The organism is Amycolatopsis sp. NBC_00355, assembly GCF_036104975.1.
Taxonomy (GTDB): Bacteria; Actinomycetota; Actinomycetes; order Mycobacteriales; family Pseudonocardiaceae; genus Amycolatopsis.
The window spans coordinates 666,337-689,269 of sequence record NZ_CP107982.1 but is presented as its reverse complement, the minus strand read 5'-3'; the positions used below and the strand labels follow the sequence as shown (position 1 = coordinate 689,269).

At 71.7% G+C, this 22,933-nt stretch carries 22 protein-coding genes; 9 read left to right on the top strand and 13 right to left on the bottom strand.

All coding sequences use genetic code 11. From position 1 onward, the window contains the following. Positions 1 to 281: 281 nt before the first annotated feature. Positions 282 to 2,204 carry a molecular chaperone HtpG gene (gene htpG / locus OHS18_RS03045; protein ID WP_328456318.1) on the bottom strand — a complete coding sequence of 641 codons (1,923 nt, stop codon included), beginning with the start codon at positions 2,202 to 2,204 and terminating at the stop codon, positions 282 to 284. 158 nt (positions 2,205 to 2,362) lie between these two features. Here htpG and OHS18_RS03040 point away from each other — a divergent pair, with 158 nt between their 5' ends. The 4 genes from OHS18_RS03040 to OHS18_RS03025 all read left to right on the top strand — a co-directional run bounded on the left by OHS18_RS03040 (position 2,363) and on the right by OHS18_RS03025 (position 5,758). Beyond that, the gene (locus OHS18_RS03040; RefSeq protein WP_328615826.1) at positions 2,363 to 3,316 is read left to right on the top strand and encodes an alpha/beta hydrolase family esterase; all 954 of its coding nucleotides are present in this window, start codon (positions 2,363 to 2,365) and stop codon (positions 3,314 to 3,316) included. Positions 3,317 to 3,438: 122 nt separating this feature from the next. Further along, on the top strand, positions 3,439 to 3,900 hold the full coding sequence (locus tag OHS18_RS03035; RefSeq protein WP_328615825.1) for an HNH endonuclease: 462 nt from the start codon (positions 3,439 to 3,441) through the stop codon (positions 3,898 to 3,900). Positions 3,901 to 4,021: 121 nt separating this feature from the next. After that, entirely contained in the window at positions 4,022 to 5,377 is a 1,356-nt protein-coding gene (locus OHS18_RS03030) for a serine/threonine-protein kinase (protein ID WP_328615824.1), read from the top strand. 51 nt (positions 5,378 to 5,428) lie between these two features. Continuing rightward, complete coding sequence (locus tag OHS18_RS03025; RefSeq protein ID WP_328615823.1) at positions 5,429 to 5,758, top strand: hypothetical protein; 330 nt, start codon at positions 5,429 to 5,431, stop codon at positions 5,756 to 5,758. Here OHS18_RS03025 and OHS18_RS03020 read toward each other — a convergent pair. After that, complete coding sequence (locus tag OHS18_RS03020; RefSeq protein WP_328615822.1) at positions 5,749 to 6,675, bottom strand: LysR family transcriptional regulator; 927 nt, start codon at positions 6,673 to 6,675, stop codon at positions 5,749 to 5,751. The two genes, OHS18_RS03025 and OHS18_RS03020, sit on opposite strands and share 10 nt — an antisense overlap. A 72-nt stretch (positions 6,676 to 6,747) precedes the next feature. Here OHS18_RS03020 and OHS18_RS03015 point away from each other — a divergent pair, with 72 nt between their 5' ends. Further along, a complete protein-coding gene (locus OHS18_RS03015) occupies positions 6,748 to 7,647 on the top strand; it encodes a DMT family transporter (RefSeq protein WP_328615821.1) in 900 nt (299 codons plus the stop codon). On the opposite strand, the gene OHS18_RS03010 is transcribed toward OHS18_RS03015, so the two are convergent. Genes OHS18_RS03010 through OHS18_RS02990 form a run of 5 tightly spaced genes read right to left on the bottom strand, consistent with a single transcriptional unit; the run spans position 7,613 to position 13,954 of the window. Next, on the bottom strand, positions 7,613 to 8,536 hold the full coding sequence (locus OHS18_RS03010) for a dihydrodipicolinate synthase family protein (protein ID WP_328615820.1): 924 nt from the start codon (positions 8,534 to 8,536) through the stop codon (positions 7,613 to 7,615). The two genes, OHS18_RS03015 and OHS18_RS03010, sit on opposite strands and share 35 nt — an antisense overlap. Then, the gene (locus OHS18_RS03005; RefSeq protein ID WP_328615819.1) at positions 8,536 to 9,489 is read right to left on the bottom strand and encodes an ABC transporter ATP-binding protein; all 954 of its coding nucleotides are present in this window, start codon (positions 9,487 to 9,489) and stop codon (positions 8,536 to 8,538) included. Before OHS18_RS03005 ends, OHS18_RS03010 begins: the two co-directional genes overlap by 1 nt. Further along, positions 9,486 to 11,384, bottom strand: coding sequence for a dipeptide/oligopeptide/nickel ABC transporter permease/ATP-binding protein (locus tag OHS18_RS03000; protein WP_328615818.1), 1,899 nt, complete (start codon positions 11,382 to 11,384; stop codon positions 9,486 to 9,488). The genes OHS18_RS03005 and OHS18_RS03000 overlap by 4 nt, the downstream gene beginning before the upstream one ends. Next, positions 11,381 to 12,340, bottom strand: a complete 960-nt coding sequence (locus tag OHS18_RS02995) for an ABC transporter permease (protein WP_328615817.1) — start codon at positions 12,338 to 12,340, stop codon at positions 11,381 to 11,383. The genes OHS18_RS03000 and OHS18_RS02995 overlap by 4 nt, the downstream gene beginning before the upstream one ends. A gap of 15 nt (positions 12,341 to 12,355) precedes the next feature. After that, the gene (locus OHS18_RS02990) at positions 12,356 to 13,954 is read right to left on the bottom strand and encodes an ABC transporter substrate-binding protein (RefSeq protein ID WP_328615816.1); all 1,599 of its coding nucleotides are present in this window, start codon (positions 13,952 to 13,954) and stop codon (positions 12,356 to 12,358) included. A gap of 143 nt (positions 13,955 to 14,097) precedes the next feature. Here OHS18_RS02990 and OHS18_RS02985 point away from each other — a divergent pair, with 143 nt between their 5' ends. From OHS18_RS02985 to OHS18_RS02975, 3 genes are all read left to right on the top strand, one after another. Next, entirely contained in the window at positions 14,098 to 14,826 is a 729-nt protein-coding gene (locus OHS18_RS02985) for a FadR/GntR family transcriptional regulator (protein ID WP_328456342.1), read from the top strand. A gap of 113 nt (positions 14,827 to 14,939) precedes the next feature. Then, entirely contained in the window at positions 14,940 to 17,075 is a 2,136-nt protein-coding gene (locus OHS18_RS02980) for a hypothetical protein (protein ID WP_328456344.1), read from the top strand. Between the two features lie 14 nt (positions 17,076 to 17,089). Then, positions 17,090 to 18,241 (top strand): S53 family peptidase, encoded by a 1,152-nt coding sequence (locus OHS18_RS02975; protein ID WP_328615815.1) that lies wholly within the window; start codon positions 17,090 to 17,092, stop codon positions 18,239 to 18,241. Positions 18,242 to 18,320: 79 nt separating this feature from the next. On the opposite strand, the gene OHS18_RS02970 is transcribed toward OHS18_RS02975, so the two are convergent. From OHS18_RS02970 to OHS18_RS02950, 5 genes are all read right to left on the bottom strand, one after another. Then, positions 18,321 to 18,956: a response regulator transcription factor gene (locus OHS18_RS02970; protein ID WP_328456347.1), complete on the bottom strand. Its 636-nt coding sequence runs from the start codon at positions 18,954 to 18,956 to the stop codon at positions 18,321 to 18,323. Positions 18,957 to 18,959: 3 nt separating this feature from the next. Beyond that, entirely contained in the window at positions 18,960 to 19,361 is a 402-nt protein-coding gene (locus OHS18_RS02965) for a hypothetical protein (RefSeq protein WP_328615814.1), read from the bottom strand. Between the two features lie 45 nt (positions 19,362 to 19,406). Next, complete coding sequence (locus OHS18_RS02960) at positions 19,407 to 20,621, bottom strand: cytochrome P450 (protein WP_328456350.1); 1,215 nt, start codon at positions 20,619 to 20,621, stop codon at positions 19,407 to 19,409. A gap of 378 nt (positions 20,622 to 20,999) precedes the next feature. Continuing rightward, complete coding sequence (locus tag OHS18_RS48505) at positions 21,000 to 21,125, bottom strand: hypothetical protein (RefSeq protein ID WP_442874415.1); 126 nt, start codon at positions 21,123 to 21,125, stop codon at positions 21,000 to 21,002. Positions 21,126 to 21,357: 232 nt separating this feature from the next. Next, positions 21,358 to 21,852 carry an Lrp/AsnC family transcriptional regulator gene (locus tag OHS18_RS02950; protein ID WP_328458949.1) on the bottom strand — a complete coding sequence of 165 codons (495 nt, stop codon included), beginning with the start codon at positions 21,850 to 21,852 and terminating at the stop codon, positions 21,358 to 21,360. Positions 21,853 to 21,964: 112 nt separating this feature from the next. Between OHS18_RS02950 and OHS18_RS02945 the strand changes: the two genes are divergently transcribed. Continuing rightward, on the top strand, positions 21,965 to 22,198 hold the full coding sequence (locus tag OHS18_RS02945) for a hypothetical protein (RefSeq protein WP_328615813.1): 234 nt from the start codon (positions 21,965 to 21,967) through the stop codon (positions 22,196 to 22,198). A 131-nt stretch (positions 22,199 to 22,329) separates the two neighbouring features. Here the strand turns inward: OHS18_RS02945 and OHS18_RS02940 are convergent, their stop codons facing one another. After that, positions 22,330 to 22,881 carry a copper resistance CopC family protein gene (locus tag OHS18_RS02940; protein ID WP_328615812.1) on the bottom strand — a complete coding sequence of 184 codons (552 nt, stop codon included), beginning with the start codon at positions 22,879 to 22,881 and terminating at the stop codon, positions 22,330 to 22,332. Positions 22,882 to 22,933: the final 52 nt, after the last annotated feature.

The window sequence follows — 22,933 nt, the reverse complement described above, 5'->3', positions numbered from 1 at the left end:
CAGCGACCGGACGGACAGGTCCACGCCGACGCGGGCCGGGCCGGGCCGGGCCGGGCCGGGCCGAGTACGAGTCTCGACGCAGCGGCTGCGCAGGAGCACGCGTCGGCCGGATCGCGCGCACGGCGCCGCCGCGGTCGCGGTCGCGGTCGAGGTCGCGGCCGAGCATCAGCGGATCGCGTCGCCGCGAGCGAGACCGGACACCACATCGGGCCTGGTCATCCGGCGCGGGCGAAGCCGCTACCCGCGGGCCCGGGCGGGAGGAACCCGCCCGGGCACCGGCGTCAGAGGGTCTTCTCGAGCCGGTTCGCCAGCAGCTTGATGAAGCGGGCCGGGTCGCCCAGTTCGCCGCCTTCGGCGAGCAGCGCCATGCCGTAGAGCAGCTCGGCCGTCTCGGCCAGCCCCTCGTCTTCCGGCCGCGAAGCGTGCGCCTCGCGCAGGCCGGTGACCAGGGCGTGCTCCGGGTTGAGCTCCAGGATCCGCTTGATCGGCGGCAGCTCCTGGCCCATCGCGCGGTACATCTTCTCGAGCGTCGGGGTCAGGTCGTGGGTGTCGCCGACGATGCAGGCGGGCGACGTCGTCAGCCGCGACGAGAGCCGGACCTCCTTGACGTCCTCGCCCAGCGACGTCCCCATCCACGACAGCAGGCCCTCGAAGTCCTTCTGCTGCTGTTCGCGGGCGACCTCGGTGGCCTTCTTGTCCTCGTCCGAGTCCAGGTCGACCTGGCCCTTCGCGATGGACTGGAACTGCTTGCCGTCGAAGCCCGGCACCGCGTCGACCCACATCTCGTCGATCGGGTCGGTGAGCACCAGCACCTCGTAGCCCTTGGCCGCGAACGCCTCCATGTGCGGCGAGTTCTCGACGGCCGACCGGGACTCGCCGGTCATGTAGTAGATGTGCTCCTGGCCTTCCTTCATGCGCTCGACGTACTCGCGCAGCGAGGTCGGCTTCTCGGCGTCGTGCGTCGAGGGGAACGACGAGATCTCGAGGATCGCCTCGCGGTTCTCGAAGTCGTCGAGCAGGCCTTCCTTGACCGCGCGGCCGAACTCGCGCCAGAACGTCGCGTACTTCTCGGCGTCGGACGACATCATCGACTTGACCGTCGAGAGGACCTTCTTGACCAGCCGGCGGCGGATCAGCTGGATCTGGCGGTCCTGCTGCAGGATCTCCCGCGACACGTTGAGCGAGAGGTCCTGCGCGTCGACGACGCCCTTGACGAACCGCAGGTACTCGGGGACGAGCGACTCGCAGTCGTCCATGATGAACACGCGCTTGACGTAGAGCTGCACGCCGCGCTTGCGCTCGCGCAGGAATAGGTCCATCGGCGCGTGCGATGGCAGGAACAGCAGCGCCTGGTACTCGAACGTGCCCTCGGCCTGCAGCCGGATCGTTTCGAGCGGGTCCTGCCAGTCGTGGCTGACGTGCTTGTAGAACTCGCTGTACTCGGTCTCGGTCACCTCGCTCGACGAGCGCGCCCACAGGGCCTTCATCGAGTTCACCGTCTCGACCGCCGGCTCGGCGGGCTCTTCGCCCTCGGCGGCCGGCACCGCGTCGGCGGTCATCCGGATCGGCCAGGTGATGAAGTCCGAGTACTTCTTCACGATCTCCCGGATCTTCGCCGGGGACGTGTAGTCGTACAGGGCGTCTTCGGTGTCCTCCGGCTTGAGGTGCAGGGTGACCGCGGTGCCCTGCGGTGCGTCCTCGACCGGCTCGATCGTGTAGGTGCCTTCACCCGCGGACTCCCAGCGGACGCCCTCGGCGCTGCCCGCGTGGCGCGTCACGAGCGTGACCTTGTCGGCGACCATGAAGCTCGCGTAGAAGCCGACGCCGAACTGGCCGATCAGGTCCTGCGACGCGGCGGCGTCCTTCGCTTCCTTGAGCTTGGCGAGGAAGTCGGCGGTGCCGGACTTGGCGATCGTGCCGATGAGGGCGACGACGTCGTCGCGGGTCATGCCGATGCCGTTGTCCCGCACCGTCAGCGTGCGCCCGGCCGGGTCCGACTCGATCGTGATGTGCAGGTCGGACGTGTCGGCGACGAGGTCCTTGTCGCGGTACGACTCCAGCCTCAGCTTGTCGAGCGCGTCCGACGCGTTCGACACGAGCTCCCGCAGGAACGTGTCCTTGTTCGAATAGATCGAATGGATCATCAGCTGGAGCAGCTGACGCGCCTCGGACTGGAACTCGAGCGTCTCGATCGGGGTGGTCACGGGCTTCCTTCCGGGTGTCGGCGAACGCGCCGATCGTACCGAGGGGGTCCGACAGTCCCGGCCGTCACCCGGCCGCGCACTTTATGAACGCAATGTAGGCGGTCCGCGACAGCCGGTGTGATGCTGGCCACGCCCTGCTGCCGATCAAGGAGGATCGAGTGCCCGGACGCTTCCCCCGGCCCCGGTGGGCGGCCGCGTTCGCCGCGGCCTGCGCGCTGACCACCGGCTTCGCCGCACCCGCCGCGGCTGTGACACCGTCGCACGTCGTCGACCACCCCGTCCGCACCACCGGCTGCGGCCGCCCGGCGCCCGTCCCGGCCGGCGTGACGACGACGCAGCACCTCACCTCGGGTGGCCTCGACCGCACCTACACCGTGCACCTGCCGGCGCACTACAACCCGCGCAAGTCCTACCCGGTGCTCCTGTCGTTCCACGGGCACAAGCGCACGTCCGCGTACCAGGAGGAGCTGTCCGGCTTCTCGGCGCTGGACGCGATCTCGGTCTACCCCCAGGGCCTGGTCGGGACCGACGGCGAGACCGCCTGGACCGGCGCGCCCTATTCGGCGGCCGCGGACGACGTCCTGCTCACCAGTGACCTGATCACGAAGCTGCAGAAGACGCTGTGCGTGGACGCGAACCGCGTCTTCGCCGCCGGGAAGTCCAACGGCGGCGGGTTCGTCGGCGTGCTGGCCTGCCGCCTGGCGAGCCGGATCGCGGCGTTCGCCCCGGTGTCCGGCGCCTTCTACCCGCAGGGCGGCGCCTGCCACCCGAGCCGGCCGGTGCCGGTCCTCGACTTCCACGGCACCGCCGACACGACCATCCCCTACACCGGCAACCCGGAGAAGGGCCTGCCGACGATCCCCGACTGGCTGGCCGCGTGGTCCACAAGGGACGGTTGCCGGTTCGGGCCCGTGTCGTGGACGCCGGTCAAGGGCGTCGTCGCGGAGAAGTGGCTCGCCTGCGACCGGCGAGGCACCGTCGAGCACTACCGCGTCGAGGACGCGGGGCACGTCTGGCCGAGCACAAAACCGAACCTCGACTCGGCCACGCCGACCGTCATCGACGCGACCCCGGTGATCTGGCGGTTCCTCGAGAGTCACCCGTTGCGCTGAAACACGATTGACGCCTCTCGCGAAGCTCGGCGACCATGAACGGGTCGCTTCGCGGAAAGCCGCCCGGATCCCCGCGATCCGGGCGGCTTTTCGTGTTCCTTCCCCCAGAAAGAGGGTGCGCCATGGGCGTTCTGGTCCTCAACGCCGGCTACGAGCCGCTGCACACCGTGTCCGTCCCGCACGCCATCCGGATGCTCGTGCGCGACGTCGCCGTGGTCCACGAGGCCGAAGACGGTCTCGCGTACGGGCTGTTCCCGCGCCCGAAGATCGTGCGGCTACTGCGGTACGTCGTCATGAAGTGGCGATATACGCAGCCGCCACGCTGGTCCCGGCGTGGTGTGCTGGCACGTGACGGGCACCGCTGCGCCTACTGCGGGCAGCGCGCGACGACGATCGACCACGTGGTGCCGCTGAGCCGCGGCGGCGCGCGGACCGACTGGCTCAACACGGTCGCCGCGTGCGGCGGGACGGCGCGCAGCTGCAACGCCCGCAAGGCGGACAAGCTGCCCGCCGAGGCCGGGATGAGGCTACGGATCACCCCGCGCGTCCCGTCCTGGGACCAGCTGCACCCGCTCGGCGCGTGAGCGTGGGGGCGGCCTGCTCGTCGGCGAGACGACGAGCAGGCCGTTAAGCTCGAACCGATCGCTCCCCGGATCCGTGTCACCCGGGGAAGGCCTGGGCGAGCACCGGTACCGGAGGGTCGTCGTGACCGAGGCAGGACAGCTGATCGCCGAGCGCTACCGGCTGGTCGACCGGATCGGCCAGGGAGCGATGGGCGTCGTCTGGCGTGCCCGCGACGAGCGGCTCGACCGGGTCGTCGCGGTGAAGCAGCTGGGCTTCGACCCGTCCGGCGGCGGCCAGGGTGGCCCGCGGGCGCTGCGGGAAGCGCGGCTCACCGCACGGCTGCGGCACCCGCACGCGATCACCGTGCACGACGTCGTCGAGCACGACGGCGACCCGTACCTGGTGATGGAGTACCTGCCGTCGCAGAGCCTGGCCGAAGTCCTGCTGGAGCGGGAAACCCTGCCGGCCGACCAGGTCGCGCGCATCGGCGAACAGATCGCGTCGGCTCTGGCCGCCGCGCACGCCGAGGGAATCGTGCACCGGGACGTCACCCCCGGCAACGTCCTCACGACCCCCGACGGCGTCACGAAGATCGCCGACTTCGGCATCTCCCGCGCGACCGGCGAAGGGGCCGTGACCGGTGGCGGATTCATCGCCGGCACGCCCGCCTACCTGGCCCCGGAAGTCGCCGGAGGTGCCGAAGCCGGGTTCCCGGCGGACGTCTTCTCCCTCGGCGCGACGCTCTACCGCGCGCTGGAGGGCATGCCGCCGTTCGGGAACGAGGACAACACCATCGTCCTGTTGCGGCGGATCGCCCAGGACGACGTCATCCCGCCGAAGCACAGCGGCCCGCTGGCCGAGGTGCTCGGGCGGCTCCTGCAGCGGGATCCCGAGCAGCGGCCGGCCATGGCCGAGGTACAGGAGCTGTTCGAAGCGGTCACCGGCGGCCGTCCGCTGCCGCCGCCGCGGGTCCCGCCCCGGACCGGAACGCGCCTGCTGCAGGTCCGCAAGCCACGGCGGCGGCTCGTCCTCGTCTGCGCGGCGGGCGCGTTGCTGCTGGCCCTGGGGGTCCTCATCGGCACGGTCCTGGTGCCCGACGGGACGCCGGTGGCCGCGCCGGCGCCCGTGCCGTCCACCACCGCGCCCCCGTCGACGACCCCGGTCACCAGCTCGTCGGCCCCCGCCGACCTCGGATGCGCGGCCGACTACCGGGTGACGAACTCGTGGCCCGGCGGCTACCAGGTCGAGGTGACCGTCCGCAATGACCGGGCGGTCGGCCTGCTCGGCTGGCGCGTCAACTGGACCCTGCCCCGCGGCCACCACATCACGGGCCTGTGGAACGGGACCTTCACCGTCGACGGCTCGACCGTCACGGTCGACAACGCGGACTGGAACGCGAAGCTCGACGCGAACGGCTCGACGTCGTTCGGCCTGACCGCGCTGACGGGCCAGGGCAACGGCGCCGCGCGGCCGGAGCTGACCTGCAAGACGCTCTGAGCACCCGGAAGCACCTGTCCCGCGGGGCGCGCGCTCTGCGATAGTCGGACGGTGCATCTGAGGGCCAGGCGCAGGTCGATCCGCTTCGACGGGCACACCGTCACGCTCAGCATCGCGACGAAGAGCTGGTTCATCATCCCCGGCGACACCAAGAACCGGTTCCCGGTCGAGAAGATCAGCAAGATCCAGCACACCCCGCCGACGGCCTGGAAACCGGGCAAGATCGTCTTCGTGGTCCCGGATTCGGCGCCGGACGTCGTGGCGAACGTGCCGCTGTTCGCCGACAAGCTGGCCGGGAACACGTTCCTGTACCCGTACGGGATGCGCGCGAAGGTCGCGAAGTTCCTCGAAGCCGTGGAGAAGGCGCGGCCTCAGAAGTAGTGGTCGTCCCGGTCGCGAGCCGACCGTTCGAGTTCGTCGAGCACGACCCGGATGTCCGGGCGCCGCGCGGTGCCCGTCCGGGTCAGCGCGAACACCTTGCGGGTCAACGGTTCTTCGAGCGGGTGGAGGCTGACCCCGGGCGGCCCGGCGGGCAACGCCATGGCGGGCACCAACGCCACCCCCGCGCCGGACGCGGCGAGCGCGACGAGGACGGCGAAGTCGCTCGCCTCCGCCGCCACCGGCGGGACGAACCCCGCCGCGCCGCAGGCCCGGTGGATCATCTCGCGGCACGAAAGATCGGCGGCGGGCACGAGCCACGGGTGACCGGCGAACCGCTCCAGCCGCACGGGTTCGCCCGGCGCCAAGCCGGCCGACGCGGCCAGCGCCGGATCGAGGGCCAGCAGCACCGGGTCCGCCAGCAGCCGCCGGTCCTCGCAGCGCGGCGGGATGCTGCGCGGCAGCAGCGAATAGCTGTGCACCAGCGCGATGTCGACGTCCTGGCGGCGCAACGACTCCAGCGCGTCGTCCGGCTCCTCCTGGACCAGGCGCAGCGACACCGTCCCGGCCTCCCGGAGCGCGGCCCACGCCGCCGGCAGCAGCTGCCGCGCCGCCGAGGCGAACGCGGCCAGCCGCACCGTGCCGGTGCCGCCGTTCCCGGACACCGCCGCCATCGCCGACTCCGCGGCGGCGAGGTCGTCGAGGATCACCTCGGCGTGCGAGACCAGCAACCGCCCGGCCGGGGTGAAGGCCAGGGTACGGCCCTGTTTCTCGAGCAGCGGCGTACCCGCTTCGCGTTCGAGGGCGGCCAGGTGCTGCGAGACGGCCGGGCCGGTCAGGTGCAACGCGGTCGCGGTCGCGGCCACGGTCCGGTGCTGGGCGAGACCGTGCAGGATGCGCAGGCGGCGCAGCTCCAACATGAAGTCCGACTTTCTCTTCAGCGAAGAAACCGTAACTGGTACTTCTGCATCTTCCGGCCGACGATAGCCGTCGTGAAGCGCACTCTCAAGGCAACCCTCGCCCTGGCCGTCACCGTCGTCCTGTGGGCGTCGGCGTTCCCGGCGATCAAGGTGGGACTCGACGGCTACGGCGTCGCGGGGCTGTCGTTCGCCCGGCTCGCGGTGGCCTCGGCCGTGCTGCTGCTGGTCGCGCCGGTGCTGGGGGTGCGGCGGCCGCGCGCGGCCGACCTGCCGCGGATCGCGGGGTGCGGGCTGGCCGGGATGAGCGCGTACCAGGTGCTGCTCAACTGGGGTGAGGTGCGCGTTCCGGCGGGCACGGCGAGCCTGCTCGTCTCGGTGGCGCCGGTGTTCAGCGTGCTGCTCGCGGCGGCGTTCCTGGGCGAGCGGCTGACGACGGCGAAGGTGCTGGGCAGCGCCGTGGCGCTCGGCGGCAGCGTGCTCATCGCGCTCGGCGGCGGCCTGGGGTACCCGGGCGCCGCGTGGGTCGTGCTGGCCGCCGCCGCGGTCCAGGGTGTCTACCACTTCGGCAGCAAGCCCTTGCTGAAGCGCTACACCGGACTCGAGGTCGCCTGCTACGCGATGTGGGCCGGGACGCTGTTCCTGCTGCCGCTCGCGCCCGCGGCCCTCCGCGGCGTCGGAACGGCACCGCTGAGCGCGACGCTGTCCGTGGTCTTCCTGGGTGTGCTGCCCTCGGCGGCCGGGTTCGTCGCCTGGGGGTACGCGGTGGCCCGCCACCCGATCGCCGTCGCGACCGGCGCGCTCTACCTCGTCCCGGCTGTCGCCCTGGCGGTGGCGTTCGTCTGGCTGGGCGAAACGCCGACCTGGGTGGACGTCGCCGGCGGCGCGCTCAGCGTCGCCGGCGTCGTCCTCATCTCCCTCGGGCGGGTGGGCGGGGCCGTCAGAGCAAGCCCGCTTCGACGAGTAGCTCCTTGATGCGCAGCAGTTCCTCGTCGTCCAGGGGCAGCTGCGGCGGGGCCATGACGGCGTTGTCGATGAAGCCGCGCATCTTCATCGCGGCCTTGAACGCACCGAGGCCGGCCGAGCCGCGGCCCATCCGGCTCGGCGGCGCCACGGAGGTGATCAAGAACAGCTTCAGCAGGCGCTCCTGCTCGCGGCGCGCCGCGGCGAGGTTGCCGGCCTTGAAGTGGTCGTGGACGAGGACGTAGCCGACCGGGTCGACGTTGCCGAGGCCCGGGACGGCGCCGTCCGCGCCCATCGCCAGCGCCGCGTCGACGAGGAGTTCGGAGCCGGTGAACACGGCGAAGGCGTCGAGGCCGCGTTCGCGTTTGCCCAGCAGCACCGCGCGGAACGCCGCTTCGTCCCCGCTGGAGTCCTTCAGGCCGGCGAGGACGCCGTCGGCGGCGAGGTCGAGCACCATGGCGCCGTCGAGCTTCGTGTGGACCGCCACCGGGATGTCGTAGGCGACGATCGGCAGTGACGTGCGTTCGTGCAGCAGCCGGAAGTGCCGGTCGATCTCGGCGACGTGCGTGCGGGTGTAGTACGGCGCGGTGACGACGACGGCGTCGGCCCCGGCCGCTTCGGCGGCGCGAATGTGCTCGGCGACCCGCAACGTCGTCATGTCGATACAGCCGGCCAGCACCGGGACGCGCCCGGCGACCTGCTCGACCGTCGTCTCGACGACGACCCGGCGCTGGGCGTCGGGGAGGAAGGCGACCTCGCTGGACGAGCCGAGGACGAAGACGCCGTGGACCCCGGCGTCGAGCTGGACCTCGACGTGCCGCCGCAGCGAGTCGGTGTCCACGCTGAAGTCGTCGTGGAACGGCGTGCACAGCGGGGGGACGATTCCGGCGAACTTCGGCATCAGGCGATCACTCCGGCAGGGGTCTCGGGATGGATACAGCGGTAGGTGTGGCCGCCGTCGGCCACGGCGAGCGGCGGCAGGTCGGCCGCGCACTCGCCGGTCGCCTTAGGGCAGCGGGTGCGGAACGGGCAGCCGCTCGGCGGGCGGGTCGCCGACGGCACCGGGCCGGTGAGCACGATCGGCTCGACCTGGTGCAGCAGGCTGGGCGTCGCCGAGAAGAGGGCCCGCGTGTAGGGGTGCCGGGCGGCACCTGGCAGTTCTGACGCGGGCGCTTCCTCGACGACGCGGCCGAGGTACATCGTGACGATCCGGTCGCTCATCTTCTTGACCGTCTGGATGTCGTGGGAGACGAACACCATCGCCAGCCCGAGCTGTTCGCGCAGGTCGAGCAGCAGGTTGAGGATCTGCGCACGCACCGAGACGTCGAGCGCGGACGTCGGCTCGTCGGCGACCAGCAGCGCCGGTCCCAGCGCCAGCGCGCGGGCGATGGCGACGCGCTGGCGCTGGCCGCCCGACAGCTGGCCCGGCACCGCGTCGGCGACGCTGTCGGGCAGCCCGACCAGCGTCATCAGCTCGCGGACCCGGGCATCACGCTCGTCCGGGGTGCCGACGCGGTGGACGTCGAGCGGGTCGCGGATGATCCGGGCGACGGCCAGCCGGCGGTTGAGCGCGGTCGACGGGTCCTGGAAGACCATGCCGGCCTCGCGGCCGAAGCCGCGGTCCAGGGGCTTGCCGCGGAACCGCACGGTGCCCGCGGTGGGGCGCTGCAGGCCGACGATCACCTTGGCCAGCGTCGACTTGCCGCAGCCGGACTCGCCGACAACGCCGACGGTCTCGCCCGGGTTCACGACGAGGTGGGCGTCGGTCAGCGCGTAGACGTTGTCGTGGCCGAACAGGTTCGCGCCCCGGATCTTGTGGACGACGTGGACGCCGTCGAGTTCCAGCAGGTTCACGCCGTCGCCTCCTTCTCGCGGGCGACGTCGACCGCCGGGAAGTGGCAGGCGACGAGGTGGTCGACCGGCTCGCCGAAGCGGACCGGCGGCTCGTCGTGGCACTTGTCGCGGGCCGCCGGGCAGCGGCCGGCGAACCGGCAGCCCGCCGGGAACTCGGCCGGCGCCGGGACGACGCCCTTGATCTGGGTGAGGCGGGCTTCGTTCTCCTCCAGCGACAGCACCGCGCTGAGCAGGCCGCGGGTGTAGTGGTGCCGCGGCGAGCCGATGACCTGCGCGGTGGCGCCCAGCTCGGCGACCTGGCCGCCGTACATGACGACGACGCGGTCGGCGATCTCGGAGACCAGCGCGAGGTCGTGCGAGACGAGGACGAGCGCGAAGCCGAGTTCGTCCTGCAGCCGCAGCAGCAACGCCATGATCTGGGCCTGCACGGTGACGTCGAGCGCGGTGGTCGGCTCGTCGGCGACGATCAGTTTCGGGTCGCGGGAGAGCGCCATTGCGATCAGCACGCGCTGCCGCTGCCCGCCGGACAGCTCGTGCGGGTAGGCGCGCAGTGTCCGTTCGGGGTCGAGGTTGACCAGGTCCAGGAGCTCGGCCGGGGTGCGGGTGCCGCCGCGGCGGGTGAACTGCTTGAGCTGGGCGCGGATGGTCATCGCCGGGTTGAGCGAGCTGAGCGCGTCCTGGTAGATCATCGCGATGTCGTGGCCGAGGTGCCGGCGCCGCTCGCCGGGGCGCAGCGCGAGCAGGTCGCGCTGGGCGAACCGGATCTGCCCGGTCACGGTCGCCGTCGGCGGCAGGAGGCCGAGGATCGACAGCGACGTCAGCGACTTGCCGCAGCCGGACTCGCCGATCAGGCCGAGCACCTCGCCCGCGCGGACGCTGAACGAGACACCGTCGACGACGTTCACGCCGTCGTGGCGGCCGGGGAACGCGATCGCCAGCCGGTCCACCTCGAGGACCGTCTCCCGGTGATCCAGCGAGCGAGCGGTGCGGGCGAGGCGCTCCCCCGCTTCACGCAGCCCCGCGATCGGCAGCACGGGCGCCGTGTCGGCGTCTTCGCGGGCGGCGACGGCCTTCGCCACCGCTCCGGCCCGGGCCGCGCGGGCCGAGGGCGCGGCGAGCGCGTCCGAGAAGCGTTCGGACAGGACGTTCAGCGCCAGCACCGTGATCAGGATCAGCAGGCCGGGGAACAGCGTCGCCCACCAGCCGCCGGTCAGCACCAGGTCCTTGCCGTCGGCCAGCACCGAGCCCCACGACGGGTCCGGGGGCTGGATGCCGGCGCCGATGAACGACAGCGACGCCTCGAAGACGATCGCGTCGGCCACCGTCACCGTGCAGAACACCAGGACCGGCGCCGCGCAGTTGATCGCGACGTGCCGGGTCAGCACGTGGAACCGGCGCGCCCCGATGACGCTTTCCGCCGCGACGTAGTCCTCGCCGTACTGCGCGAGCACGTTCGCCCGCACGACCCGCGCCACCGGCGGCGTGTTGAGGAACCCGATGGCCAGGATCAGCACCAGGATCCCGTGGCCGAACACGGCCACCAGGACCGCGGCCAAGGCGATGCCGGGGAACGCCATGACGATGTCGAGCACGCGCATCACCACGGCGTCCACCCGGGCGCCCGACGTCGCGGCGAACGCCCCGATCGCCGCGCCGGACACGAGTGCGAGCGCCACCGCCCCCAGGCCGATGGCGAGCGACCAGCGTGTCCCCGCGACCAGCCGGGAGAAGATGTCCCGGCCCGACTGGTCGGTCCCGAACCAGTGCGCGGCGCTCGGGCCGCCGGTGTCGGTGCTCAGCGCGTCCGGGTTGTGCGTCGCGAGGAGCGTGCCGACGACCGCGACGAGCAGCAGGACGCCGAGCACCGCGAGCGCGGGCCAGGACCGGCGCGTCACGAGTGGCTCCGCAGCCGCGGGTTCGCCATCAGGTACAGGACGTCGACAATCAGGTTGACCAGCACGAACCCGATCGCGATGGTGATCACGAAGCCCTGGACCTTGGCGGTGTCGCCGTCCTTGACGGCCTGGATCATGTTCTGCCCCATTCCCGGCAGCGCGAACATCGTCTCGATGACGACCGCGCCGCCCAGCAGGTAGCCGACCCGCAGGCCGAGCACGGTCAGCGGGGTGACCAGCGCGTTGCGCAGCACGTTGCGGCCGACCACGACGACCGGTGGCAGCCCACCGCCGCGCGCGGTGCGGACGTAGTCCTTGTCCAGCTCCTCGACCATCGACGTCCGGATCACCCGGGTGAGCTGCGCCGCAACCGGCAGCGCGAGGGACACCGCAGGCAGCGTCAGCGAGTTCAGCCAGCCGCCGAGCGAGTCCGCCGGGCTGACGTACCCGCTGGTCGGGAACAGCCCGCGGTCGACGGCCAGCCACTGCACCAGCAGCAGCGCCACCCAGAACGCGGGCGCGGCGACCCCGGCCAGGGTGACCACCCGGATCACCTTGTCCGGCCAGCGGTCGCGGAACAGCGCCGACGTCACGCCGAGCACGAGCGACACGACCAGCGCGATGACCAGGCCGAGCAGGGTGAGCTGCACGGTCAGCGGCAGCGCGGTCGCGATGGTCTGGCCGACCGGCTGCTTGGTGATCACGCTGGTGCCGAAGTCGCCTTGCAGCAGGTGCCAGACGAAGTGGACGTACTGCAGCGGCAGCGGGTCGAGCAGGCCATTGTCCAGCCGGAACCGCTGCAGCTGCTCGGCGGTGGCGTTCGCGCCGTCGAACGCGGCGAGCGCCGGGTCGGTCGGCGCGAACCGCATCACGACGAAGACGAACAGGATCACGCCCAGCAGCAGCGGGATCAGGGCGAGGACGCGGCTCAGCAGCATCCGCACGACGACGACCACGGGAGCTCTCCTCGCTCAGGCCGGCTTGGCCTGGTTCAGGTAGATGCCCGGGTAGCCCTGGGCGTGCACGCCGCTGATCGCCTTCGGGTCCCACGCGGTGCCGAGCTGGGTGAACACCACCGGGTAGATGACGGCCTGCTCGGAGATCGCGTCCAGCAGCTGCTTGTTCAAGCTCGTCCGCTTCGCCGCGTCCGTCTCCGCCGCGGCCTGGTCCTGCAGCGCCAGCAGGGACTGGGCGTCCGGGCCGCTCCAGCGCGCGTACTTCGCCGTCAGGATGGACTTCGCGTCGTAGTAGTACCGGATCATCAGGTCGGGGTCGTTGCCGAACTGCAGCGGGTTGTTGGTCGAGGCGACGACCTGGAAGTCGGTGCCCGCGTCCAGCTTGGAGAACAGCGCCTTGGTGTCCTGGGAGTCCAAAGTGGTCTGGACGCCGATCGCGTCCCAGCCCTCCTTGATCACCTTGACGCAGTCGGCGACCAGTGACGTGTTCGTCGTGGACAGCGTGATCTTCAGCCCGCTCGCGCCCGCCTGCTGCAGCAGGGATTTGGCCTTGTCGGGGTTGTAGGCGAAGTCCTGCGACGCGGGTTGCGAGGACGGGAGCTTCGGGTTGATGAACGACGTCCCGGGCGAGCCGGCGCCCTTCAGCCCGATCTCGACCATCTTCTTCTTGTCGATCGCGTAGTGCAGCGCCTGGCGCACGAGCTTGTCGTCGAACGGCGCGTGCGCGGTGTTGAACAGCAGGAAGAGGTTGTTGCCGCCGTCGGCGAACTCGACGGTCCGGCCGGCCTTGCGCAGCTGGTCGGCGTTGGCGGGCGGGATGTTCTCGGCGATCTGCGCGTCCGGCGTCGCCCCGGAGATCGCGGCGACGCGCGGCGCGGAGTCCACGATGGACTTCCACAGCATCTTGTCGTAGGCGCCCGGGCGCGGGCCGTTGTAGTCGGCGAACTTCTCGAAGCTGGTGTGCGACAGCGGCGCCTGCTCGACGATCTTGTAGGGCCCGGAGCCGACGACCTTGCCCGCCGCGGCGTCGGCCCACTTGCCGTCGTAGACGTGCTGGGGGACGATCTTGCAGCACTGGATGCGCTGCAGCGCGTAGGGGAACGGGAACTTGAGGACGAACTCGACCGCGCGGTCGCCGGTCTTGCGGACTTCCTTCAGCCAGGTGGCGAAGAAGCTGTGGATCAGCACGTTCTCCTGGTCGTCGAGCGCCCGCGCGTAGGTGAAGACGACGTCGTCGGCGGTGACCGGCTGTCCGTCGTGCCACTTCGCGCCGTCGCGGAGCTCGAACTTCAGGCTCGTGCCGCTCGCGTCGGCGGGCAGGGCCTTAGCCAGGCCGGGGAACGGCGCGCGGGTGATCGGGTCACCCTCCACCAGGGACTCGTAGCAGTGCAGGATCGCGGCCATCGAGAAGGCCGACGCCGTCTGCAGCGGATCCCACGTCTGATTGTTCCCGTAGCCGATCACGGCCGTCAGCGAGCCGGTCGAGCTGCCGGTCTTGTTGGTGGACGCCGGGCCGCCGCACGCGGCGAGCACGGTGGGGAACGCCAGGGCCGCGCCGGCGAAGGTGGTGTAGCGCAGCACCTGGCGGCGGCTGAGCGACGGGCTCTGGGACATCGCTGTCTCCTGCGGGCCTCGAACGGTAGGACATGGGACGTCCTATGACCGGCGTGAGCCTAGGACTGGTGCGCGTGCTGGTCAAGCGTGGCGAACGTATGACGTAGGATGTCCTCTCACGACGCATCCGGGGAGGACAAGCAGTGGCCCGTCCGCAGCGCAGCGAAGAGATCACCAAGCGCATCATCGACCTGATCGTCGAACGGGAGCTCCCGCCGGGCGCGCCGATGCCGACCGAGCTGAGCCTGATGGAGGACATCGGCGTCAGCCGCAACTCCATCCGCGAGGCGATCAAGGCCCTGCAGGCCCTGGGCATCGTCGAGATCCGCCACGGCTACGGCACGTTCGTCGGGTCGGCGGGCTCGGAGTCGCTGCAGACCTGGCTGCTGTTCCGCACGCGCGCCCGCGGCGCGACCGACGTCGGCCGCCTGCGCGACCTGCTCGAGGTTCGCGAGATGCTGGAGACGGAGCTGACCCGCCGCGTCGCCGTCGAGCACCGGCCGGAGCTGATCGAGGACCTGCAGGAGTGCGTGGCCCGGATGCGCCGCAAGGGCCCGGACGCGGCGGAGGCCGATCGCGAGTTCCACGACCTGATCTGCGCGGAAGCCGGCTTCGACCTGGCCCGCGAGCTGACCGGGCTGTTCTGGGACGTCTACCAGATCGCGGAGCGGGAACTGGGCGGCCCGGCCGGCGCCCCGACGGCCACCGCGAAGCGGCACCAGGTGATCGTGGACGCCCTCCTGCTGCGCGACCCGGACGCCGCGGCGGAAGCGGTGCACCGCCACTTCGACGAGGTTCGCAAGCGCGCGAAAGCCGGACCGTACGGCGGTTTCGGCGTCGCGAGGCCGGTGCCGGTGGTCCACTCTTCCTGACTCTGGGTGGTTGATCCGTTCGAGGTAACTTCGGAAAAGATCGCGAACGGCCTCAACGGGTACGGCAACTGGTTCGTAAGTAGTGGGTGATCAACCACCTTACGGAGGTGCCAGTGCGAAGAACTCTCACGGTGTTCGCGGTCCTGCTCGCCGGTCAAGCGGGGTTGACCGGGCTCGCCCCACCCCCGGCGGGCGCGACGACCCCGGCGTCCACCGCCACGCTCATCACCGGTGACCGGGTCACCGTCCGGACCGCTCCGGACGGCCGGGACACCTTCGAGGTCCGGCCCGCCGCCGCGAAGGGGATGGCGCGGGCGCTCGTCCACCTGCGCCTCGGCGGCCGGGACTACGAGGTCCCCGGCACCGCACTCCCCTACCTCGGGCGCGGGCTCGACCTGAGCCTGTTCGACGTCAAGGCGCTGCTGGCCGGCGGGCAGGTCGCCGCCGCCGAACGCGTGCCCGACTTCGGCGCGGCGCTGGCGAAGCAGTTCAAGGAGGACAACGCCCGCGGCCACTTCGGCGGTCAGGGCATCTTCGCCGGCGGAGCGAGCTTCGCGCTCAGTGGCGCTAAGCAGCCGAAAGCGCAACCACGGTCGGTGATGCGCACCGTCTCGGTGGACGCCACGGACATCGGCGGGAAGCCCGCCGACACCGGGATCGCGTTCCTCTACAACACCGACGACGGCACCATCCTCGACCCGAACGAAAACTACAACTACTTCGCCGGGGGAACGGCGAAGTTCAGCGCGCCGGACGGGAACTACAGCGCGCTCGGCGTCTTCTGGACCGCCGACGCCGACGGTGCCATGACCGAACTGCGCCTCAGCGCGCAACCCGAGTTCGCGGTGAAGGCCGACACGACCGTCCGCGTCGACGCGAAACGTGCCAGCAGCAAGCTGACCTGGGTGACCCCGCGACCCGCGCTGCTCGACGACACCGGGTTCCTGTTCCGCCGGGCCGCGAAGACCGGGCCGGCGCTGCTCGTCGACTTCGACGCCGGTCCCGGCGTGCCGATTTCCGTGTCGCCGACGGCGAAACCGGTCACCACCGGCGCGCTGCAGACGTACCCGTACAGCCGGCTCGTGTCCCCGCCCGGACCCGGCACGCCGTACGAATACGTGCTGCAGAAGGCCGGCATCGGCACGATTCCGCAGCAGCGGTACGTGATCACGGCGAAGGACGTCGCCGCGGTCGACGCCACCTACTACAGCGAGTACGCCTCCGCCGGCCTGCGGCAGCGCAGCGGCATGTTCGCCTTCGAGGACACCAGCGGGCGGCCGTCGCACCCGATCGACCTGCCGCGGCGGCAAACCGAGTACGTCTCGGCCGCGCCGGACCTCGTCTGGTTCGGCGGGGTCTCGAAGTACGTCCTGCCCGGGCCGGTCCCCGGCTGGGCGGGCGGCCAGTACGAAGCGTTCCACGGCTACCGCGGCGGCACGTCCGTCACCGAGGGCTGGAACCGGTTCCCGCTGCACCCGGCCGGCGCCGTCGCCCTCGAGCCGCTGGACAACGCGACCGTCTACACCCAGCCGGGCGCGACCCGGGCCGGCGACCTGCTGCGGTTGGCCCTCACGCCGTTCAGCGACAACGAACCCGGCCACACCGGGTTCGGCTTCTACGGCGAGTCCCGCGACACGATCACCGGGCACTACACGCTGACCCAGGACGGCACGACGGTCGCCGAGGGCGACCCGGTCGGCGGCTTCGCGCTCAACCTGGAGCAGGAGGTGGGCGCCGGGCCGTCGACCCTGGGGCTGACGCTCGACGCGGGCCGCACGGGCCCGATGTACCACCAGAGCACGGCCACCCGCACCGAGTGGACGTGGAAGTCGCAGCACGTCGAAGGCGTGACGCTGCCGCAGGCGCTGTACTGCGCGCGGGGCGAAACCGGGCCGGACCGGTCCTGCGCCGTCGAACCGTTGCTGACACTGGGGTACGCGGTCGGCGGGCTCCGGCCGGACGGCTCCACCGCGTCCGGGCCGCAGGGGCTCGACCTCACGGCCGGGCACCTGCAGCAGAGCACCGCGAGCGCGATCACGGGGGTGACCGTGCAGTACTCGACCGACGGCACCACCTGGCAGGACGCGGCCGTCACGGCCCGCGGCGACGGCGTCTACCACGCGGACTTCGCCGCGACCACGGACACCTTCCGCGGCACGGACGTCTCGCTGCGGGTCACCGCGTCCGACGCCGCCGGGGCGACGATCGCGGAGACGATCACCGCCGCCTACCACGTCTACGCCATCTGAGGGGAGTGTCCACTGTGTACTTTCGAAAGATCGGCGTGCTGAGCGCCGTCTGCGCGGCGGCGATCGCGCTGGCTCCGGCCGCGGCCGCCGCACCCGGGCCGCGCGCGGCCTGTCCCGACGCGGGGCCGGACGTCCTGCGCTGTCTCACCACGTTCACGCCGGGGGCCACGCGCGCCCTGGCCGACGGCCCGGTCGGCTGGGGTGCCGACGACCTGGTGTCGGCCTACCGGCTGCCCGGCGCTGCCGGGCCCGCCACGGTCGTCGGCATCTCGATCGCCTACGACGCGCCCGACCTGGAGGCCGACCTGGCCACCTACCGGGCGCAGTACGGCCTGCCGCCGTGCACCTCGGCGGACGGCTGTTTCCGCAAGGTCAACCAGCAGGGCGCCGCGACGCCGTTGCCGGCGGCCGACTTCGGCTGGGCCCTGGAGTCCACTTTGGACGTCTCCATGGTGTCGGCGGCGTGCCCGTCGTGCCGGATCGTCGTCGTGGAGGGCAACACCCCCGGGTTCGCCGACCTCGCCGAGACCGAGGACACCGCCGTCCGGCTGGGCGCGAAGGTGGTGTCGAACAGCTACGGCGCGCGGGAAGGCGGTGCCCCGCTGGCGTTCGCCAGCCACTACCGGCACCCGGGCGTGACCGTGGTGGCGTCCTCGGGCGACTTCGGGTTCACGTCGGCCAGCTACCCGGCGAACCTGGCCACGACGGTGGCGGTCGGCGGGACGTCGCTGGCGAGGAACCCCGACTCCCCGCGCGGCTGGGAGGAGCAGGCGTGGTCCTACGGCGGCAGCGGCTGCTCGGCCTACATCGCGAAACCGAAGTGGCAGAAGGACACCCACTGCGGCAAGCGGACGATCGCGGACGTCTCGGCGGTGGCGGACAGCGTGGCCATCCACAACACCGACGCGGGCGGCTGGCTCCCGGTGAACGGCACGAGCGCGTCGGCGCCGTTCATCGCGGGCCTGTACGGCCGCTCCGGCCGCGCGGGCGTCGCACAGCCGGCTGACCTGTACGCGCGGGCGTCACAGTTCGTCGACATCACGGCCGGGAACAACGACCCGGTGGGCGGCGGCGCGAAGTGCGGCAGCGATTACCTGTGCGTGGCCGCCCCGGGTTACGACGCCCCCACGGGCGTCGGCGTCCCGGACGGCCTCGGCGGCTTCTGATGAAGGTCGTGAGGGGCACCCTCAGGGCTTGTGCCGCCCTGAGGGTGCCCCTCACGGCGGTCCGTCAGCGGTAGAGCCGTCAGCGGCAGAGGCCGCGTTCGATCGCCAGCAGCCCGGCTTCCGTCCGGTGCGCGCAGCCGAGTTTCCGCACCACCTGCGCGACGAGGGTCCGCACCACCGGCCCCGGCAGCTCGAGCCGCGTCGCGATCTCGACGTTCGTCAGGGCCGAGCCGATGCCGATCAGCACCTCCCGCTCGCGCTCCGACAGCAGGTCGACCCGGGCCAGCCGCTCGTCGCGGGGGCCGGACAAGCGGGTCGCCGCGGAGACCAGGCGGCGGGAGGCGTCCGGGGAGAGCACCACGTGCCCGTCGGCCGCCAGCCGGACCACCTTGATCAGCTCGTTGCGGCGGGCGGAGCGCAGCAGGAACCCCGCCGCGCCGTCCCGCAACGCGCGCAGGATCCCGGACTCGGAATCGAACGTGGCCAGCACGACCACCGCCGGACGCCGGGAAACCGGCCCCAGCGGCGCCAGTCGCGGGTCCAGCAGCACCACGTCGGGCAGCCGCCGCCGGAGGGTGGCCCGGGCCGCCGCCGCGTCGCCGACCGAGCCGACCACCTCGATGCCGTCCGCCTCATCGAGGATCCCGCTCAGGCGGTCCCGCACGCCGGGGTCGCGTTCGGCCAGCAGGACCCGGACCGGTGGCGGTGGGAGCACCGCTCAGTCCCCGGGCTTGTCTTTGGCCCGCAGCCGGATCAGCGGCAGGTCGGTCCGCGACGCGCCGACCAGGTCACGCCCGCCCGGCCCGCGCAGCCGCAGCTCGCGGAACCGCACCGACGACAGCTGCGCCGCTTCGATCGGGTAGACGTCGCCGTAGCGCTTGATCTTGTCGACCAGCTCCTTGCCGAGCAGCTCGACGAGCCCGGAGTGCCGGCTCGCGCCGCCGCCGAACGGCACGTCGAGCTGCCGCCGCACCTCGGGGAACCGCTGGTCGAGCTCGACGGCCAGCTGGTGGATCGTGACGAAGGCGGGGCCGAAGTCCTCGGCCTCCGGGCCCGGTGGGATCTCCTTCAGCACCTTGACGAGCTTGTCGTCCATTCCGAGCTTGTCCCACAGGGCCATGCTGTCCTGTCTTTCCGGTGATAACGGCGTCGAAGCCGCTTCGGTCTACCAGAGGACCGGCACGCGGTCCACTCCCCCGGTGACCCGATTCGTCCGGACCTCCAGTTCGTCCACACCGACGGCCAGCCGCAGCCCCGGGAAGCGGCGGAACAGCGAGCCGAACACCACCCGCAGCTCGGTGCGGGCGAGGCTGGCGCCGATGCAGAACCAGCCGCCGTAGGCGAAGGCGACGTGCCCGTTCGGCTTGCGGTCCGGGTCGAACGTCGCGGCGTCGGCGAACACGGACTCGTCGCGGTTGGCGGCCCCGATCGACAGCACCATCGCGTCGCCGCGGGCGATCGGCACGCCGTCGAGGTCGACGTCGTCGTGCGCGTACCGCAGCAGGCCGAGGCCACCCGGCGCCGACATCCGGAGGATCTCTTCGACGACGCCGTGCACACGGCCCTCGGGGTCGGCGGCCAGCGCGTCGCGCTCGGCGAGGTCGGTGAGCAGGAACAACACGCCGAGGTCGATCCGGTTGGACGTCGTCTCGTGCCCGGCGAACAGCAGGCCGGCGGCGAGCCGGGCGAGGTCGTCGTCGCTGAACGACGGGTCGCCGGCCTGGGCGCGGACCATGTCGGAGACGACGTCCTGGGTGGGGTGGCGCCGCTTCGCCGCGGCGAGGCGCCCCATGTACCCGGCGAACTCGTCGAGCGCGGCGTCGGCGCCGGTGCCGATGTCCGTACGGCCCATCCGCTCCGAGAGCACGCGGAACGTGTCGCGGTCCTCGTACGGGACGCCGAGCAGCTCGCAGATCACCAGCACGGGCAACGGGAACGACAGCAGTTCGTGCAGGTCGACCGGTTCCCCGGGGTGCTCGGCGCGGGCGCGGTCCATCGCGTCGAAGCAGCCGTCGGCCAGCTCCTGGACGTGGCCGGCCAGCCGCCGCATCCGGTTGGCGGAGAACGACGGGACCAGCATCTTCCGCATCCGCGCGTGCTCGGCGTGCTCGGTGTCGTGATCACCCTGCGGCCGGCTGAGGATCGCCGCGTCCGACAGCGACGACGCTTCTTCCGGCGCCGGGTGCGAGCGGCCGAACCGCGGGTCGGAGAGCACGGTCCGCACCTGGTCGAAGCCGGTGACGAGCCACGCCGGGTCACCCACGGGCGTGGTCACGCGCACCACCGGCCCCTCGCGCCGCAGCACCTCGTAGAGCGGGGCGATCTCCAGGACGTTCGGCCGCGCGAACGGCAGGCGCGGGGTGTCCGTGGTCGCGGTCATCGAGGATCCTCCCGGGTGCGCGGCCGACGTCATCGACAGTCGGGCCGGCGACGGCCGCTCCCCCGGTCCCAAGATCCACGGTACCCAGCAGGGCGGGCGCCGCGCAGATTCGTTGCCCGTCCGGGCTAACCGACCCGCACGAACGCGACTTTCCCGGCGGGCACCCGGCTACTGCACCTGGAGCGTGTCGCTGATCGCGGCATCGCCACCGTCGGGATAGCCGACGGATGCGTGAGCCGCACGCGTGCGGGGCAGGACGCACGTGGTGCTCGGTGTCTGCCGGACCGAACGAGCCGGAACGGCGAAGTTCGTGATGTAGGCGCACGGGTAGTAGGTGCCCGACTTGTGGAAGTTGATGTTTTAGCCGCGCCTCCGCTCTCACCTGATCGGCCGCAGCGACCAGGGCAGCTTCCAGGCCCGGGTCAGGGTGTCGCGCAGGATCTGCGCCATCTCGTCGAACTGTTTGTCCAAAGTGGACCAGACCGCCGACTCGTTCGTCGGCACGTGACCTAGAGGTCCTCGCGCTCCAGCAGATCCAGGTTGGCCGGCGCCACCGCACAGGACACCAGGTGCCCGCCGTAGGTCGACCTCGTCCGACACCAGCAGGACGTCGTGCTCGTCGCAGATTTCGCGCACCCGCCCGAAGTAGCGCGCGGCGGCTTCGGCCGGCAACCATCGTCAACGACTGATTATCCCGACCGTTTCGCGATCTTGGCTTCGGATCCAGTCGTCACGGTCAGCGAGTGCCCCACTGGTACGTCTGTTTCCGCAGCTTGAGGTAGACCATCGCCTCCGCGTGCCGGACGCCCGGCAGCGCGCGGATGCGCGTCGAGATCAGCTCGAGCAAGGCCTCGTCGTCGGCGCAGACGGCCTCGCAGAGCAGGTCGTAACGCCCGGCGCAGAGGATCACGTACGCGATCTCGTCCATGTCGGCCAGCGCGTCGCCGACCGGCTCGAGCGGGCCGTCCACGGTGATCGCGATCATCGCCTGCCGGAACAGCCCGACCTGCACCGGATCCGAGACGGCGACGATCTGGATGACACCGGAGTCCGACAGCCGCTGCACCCGCTGGCGCACCGCGGCCTCGGACAGGCCGACGGCCTTGCCGATCGTCGCGTACGCGCGCCGGCCGTCCTCCTGCAGTTGCGCGATGATCTGCCGCGAGATGTCGTCGAGCACCGGCGGCGCGGGCCGGCTGGGGGTGTCCTGGCTGCTCACGCCCGGGATCATCCCTGACGCGGGCGACACGAGGCAAACCTGGCGAAGCGATCACGGATGATCACTAAATGCGAAGGCTTAGGCCGCACGAACGACTAATTCAGTCGAATTCTCGGCGTCTCACGTGCTGTTCCCTCCGTCGTACCTGACCCGGCCGGAGGGAACGGCGACGCCCCGCACCCCAGCCTCGCCCGACCCGAGCAGGACCGTCACCCCCGCCGGACCCACGGTCGCGAACCGGCTCACTGACCGGCTGACGTTCATGCTGCAGGTGATCGTCATCCTCGTCGTGCCGCCGATCATCGCCATCGGAGTCGCGGACTACCTCGCCGCGGCCGTCGCCATCACCCGTCGGTAGCGGGCGCGATCGGGAGGCCGGCGGCGACCGTTCCTGGTCATCGAACTGGTCGCGATCTTCGTCGTATCACCGCCGGCCTTCACGCACACTTCACAGAGCCCTGCGTTGAACGGGTTGTCGGCAGGAGCAGGTCAGGCCTTCGGGCCGCCGCCGCGCAGGAAGCGCAGCCCGACGACGATCACGGCGAGCAGGCCGACGACGGCGACCACGATCCAGACCCAGCCGGGGAAGCTACCGGTGTCCACGCCGACGACGGGGGCCTGCGAGGTGGGCGCGGCTTCGGTGATCGCCGCGCGCGTCGGCGCCGCCTGGGAGGCCGCGGCCGTGAGGGTGAAGTGGACGGTGCCGGTGACGTTGTCGCCGTCCTTCGCGACGACCTTCCAGGTCAGCGTGTAGGCCTGGGCGGGCCCGGCGGGCGTCACCGGCGCGGTCACGACGTTCCCGGCCGCCACCGGGGTGCTGACCGGCCAGGCGGTGCCGTCGCGGCCGGTGATCTTCACGGCGTCCGGCGGCAGCGTGACCGGCTCCTCGAAAGTGAGCTGGACCTGCGTCGGCGCCTCGGCCAGTGACGCGCCTTCCGCGGGCGAGCTCGACGTCAGCTCGGTGTGGGCCGACGCCGGCGGCGAGCACAGCAGGAGTACGGCGGCGGCGGCGAACACGGCGGTCAGGGCGCGGCGGATCATTCGGACATCCTGCCCTATCCGGTTCGTGCACTGTTCGTGTCCACCTGTGCAG

Bases quoted from the DNA above. Each gene is read 5' to 3' on its own strand.
- OHS18_RS03035 (WP_328615825.1), top strand. From the start codon at position 3,439: ATGGGCGTTCTGGTCCTCAACGCCGGCTACGAGCCGCTGCACACCGTG.
- OHS18_RS03020 (WP_328615822.1), bottom strand. From the start codon at position 6,675: ATGTTGGAGCTGCGCCGCCTGCGCATCCTGCACGGTCTCGCCCAGCAC.
- OHS18_RS03010 (WP_328615820.1), bottom strand. From the start codon at position 8,536: ATGCCGAAGTTCGCCGGAATCGTCCCCCCGCTGTGCACGCCGTTCCAC.
- OHS18_RS02990 (WP_328615816.1), bottom strand. From the start codon at position 13,954: ATGTCCCAGAGCCCGTCGCTCAGCCGCCGCCAGGTGCTGCGCTACACC.
- OHS18_RS02965 (WP_328615814.1), bottom strand. From the start codon at position 19,361: ATGGCCCTGTGGGACAAGCTCGGAATGGACGACAAGCTCGTCAAGGTG.
- OHS18_RS02960 (WP_328456350.1), bottom strand. From the start codon at position 20,621: ATGACCGCGACCACGGACACCCCGCGCCTGCCGTTCGCGCGGCCGAAC.
- OHS18_RS02950 (WP_328458949.1), bottom strand. From the start codon at position 21,852: ATGATCCCGGGCGTGAGCAGCCAGGACACCCCCAGCCGGCCCGCGCCG.
- OHS18_RS02940 (WP_328615812.1), bottom strand. From the start codon at position 22,881: ATGATCCGCCGCGCCCTGACCGCCGTGTTCGCCGCCGCCGCCGTACTC.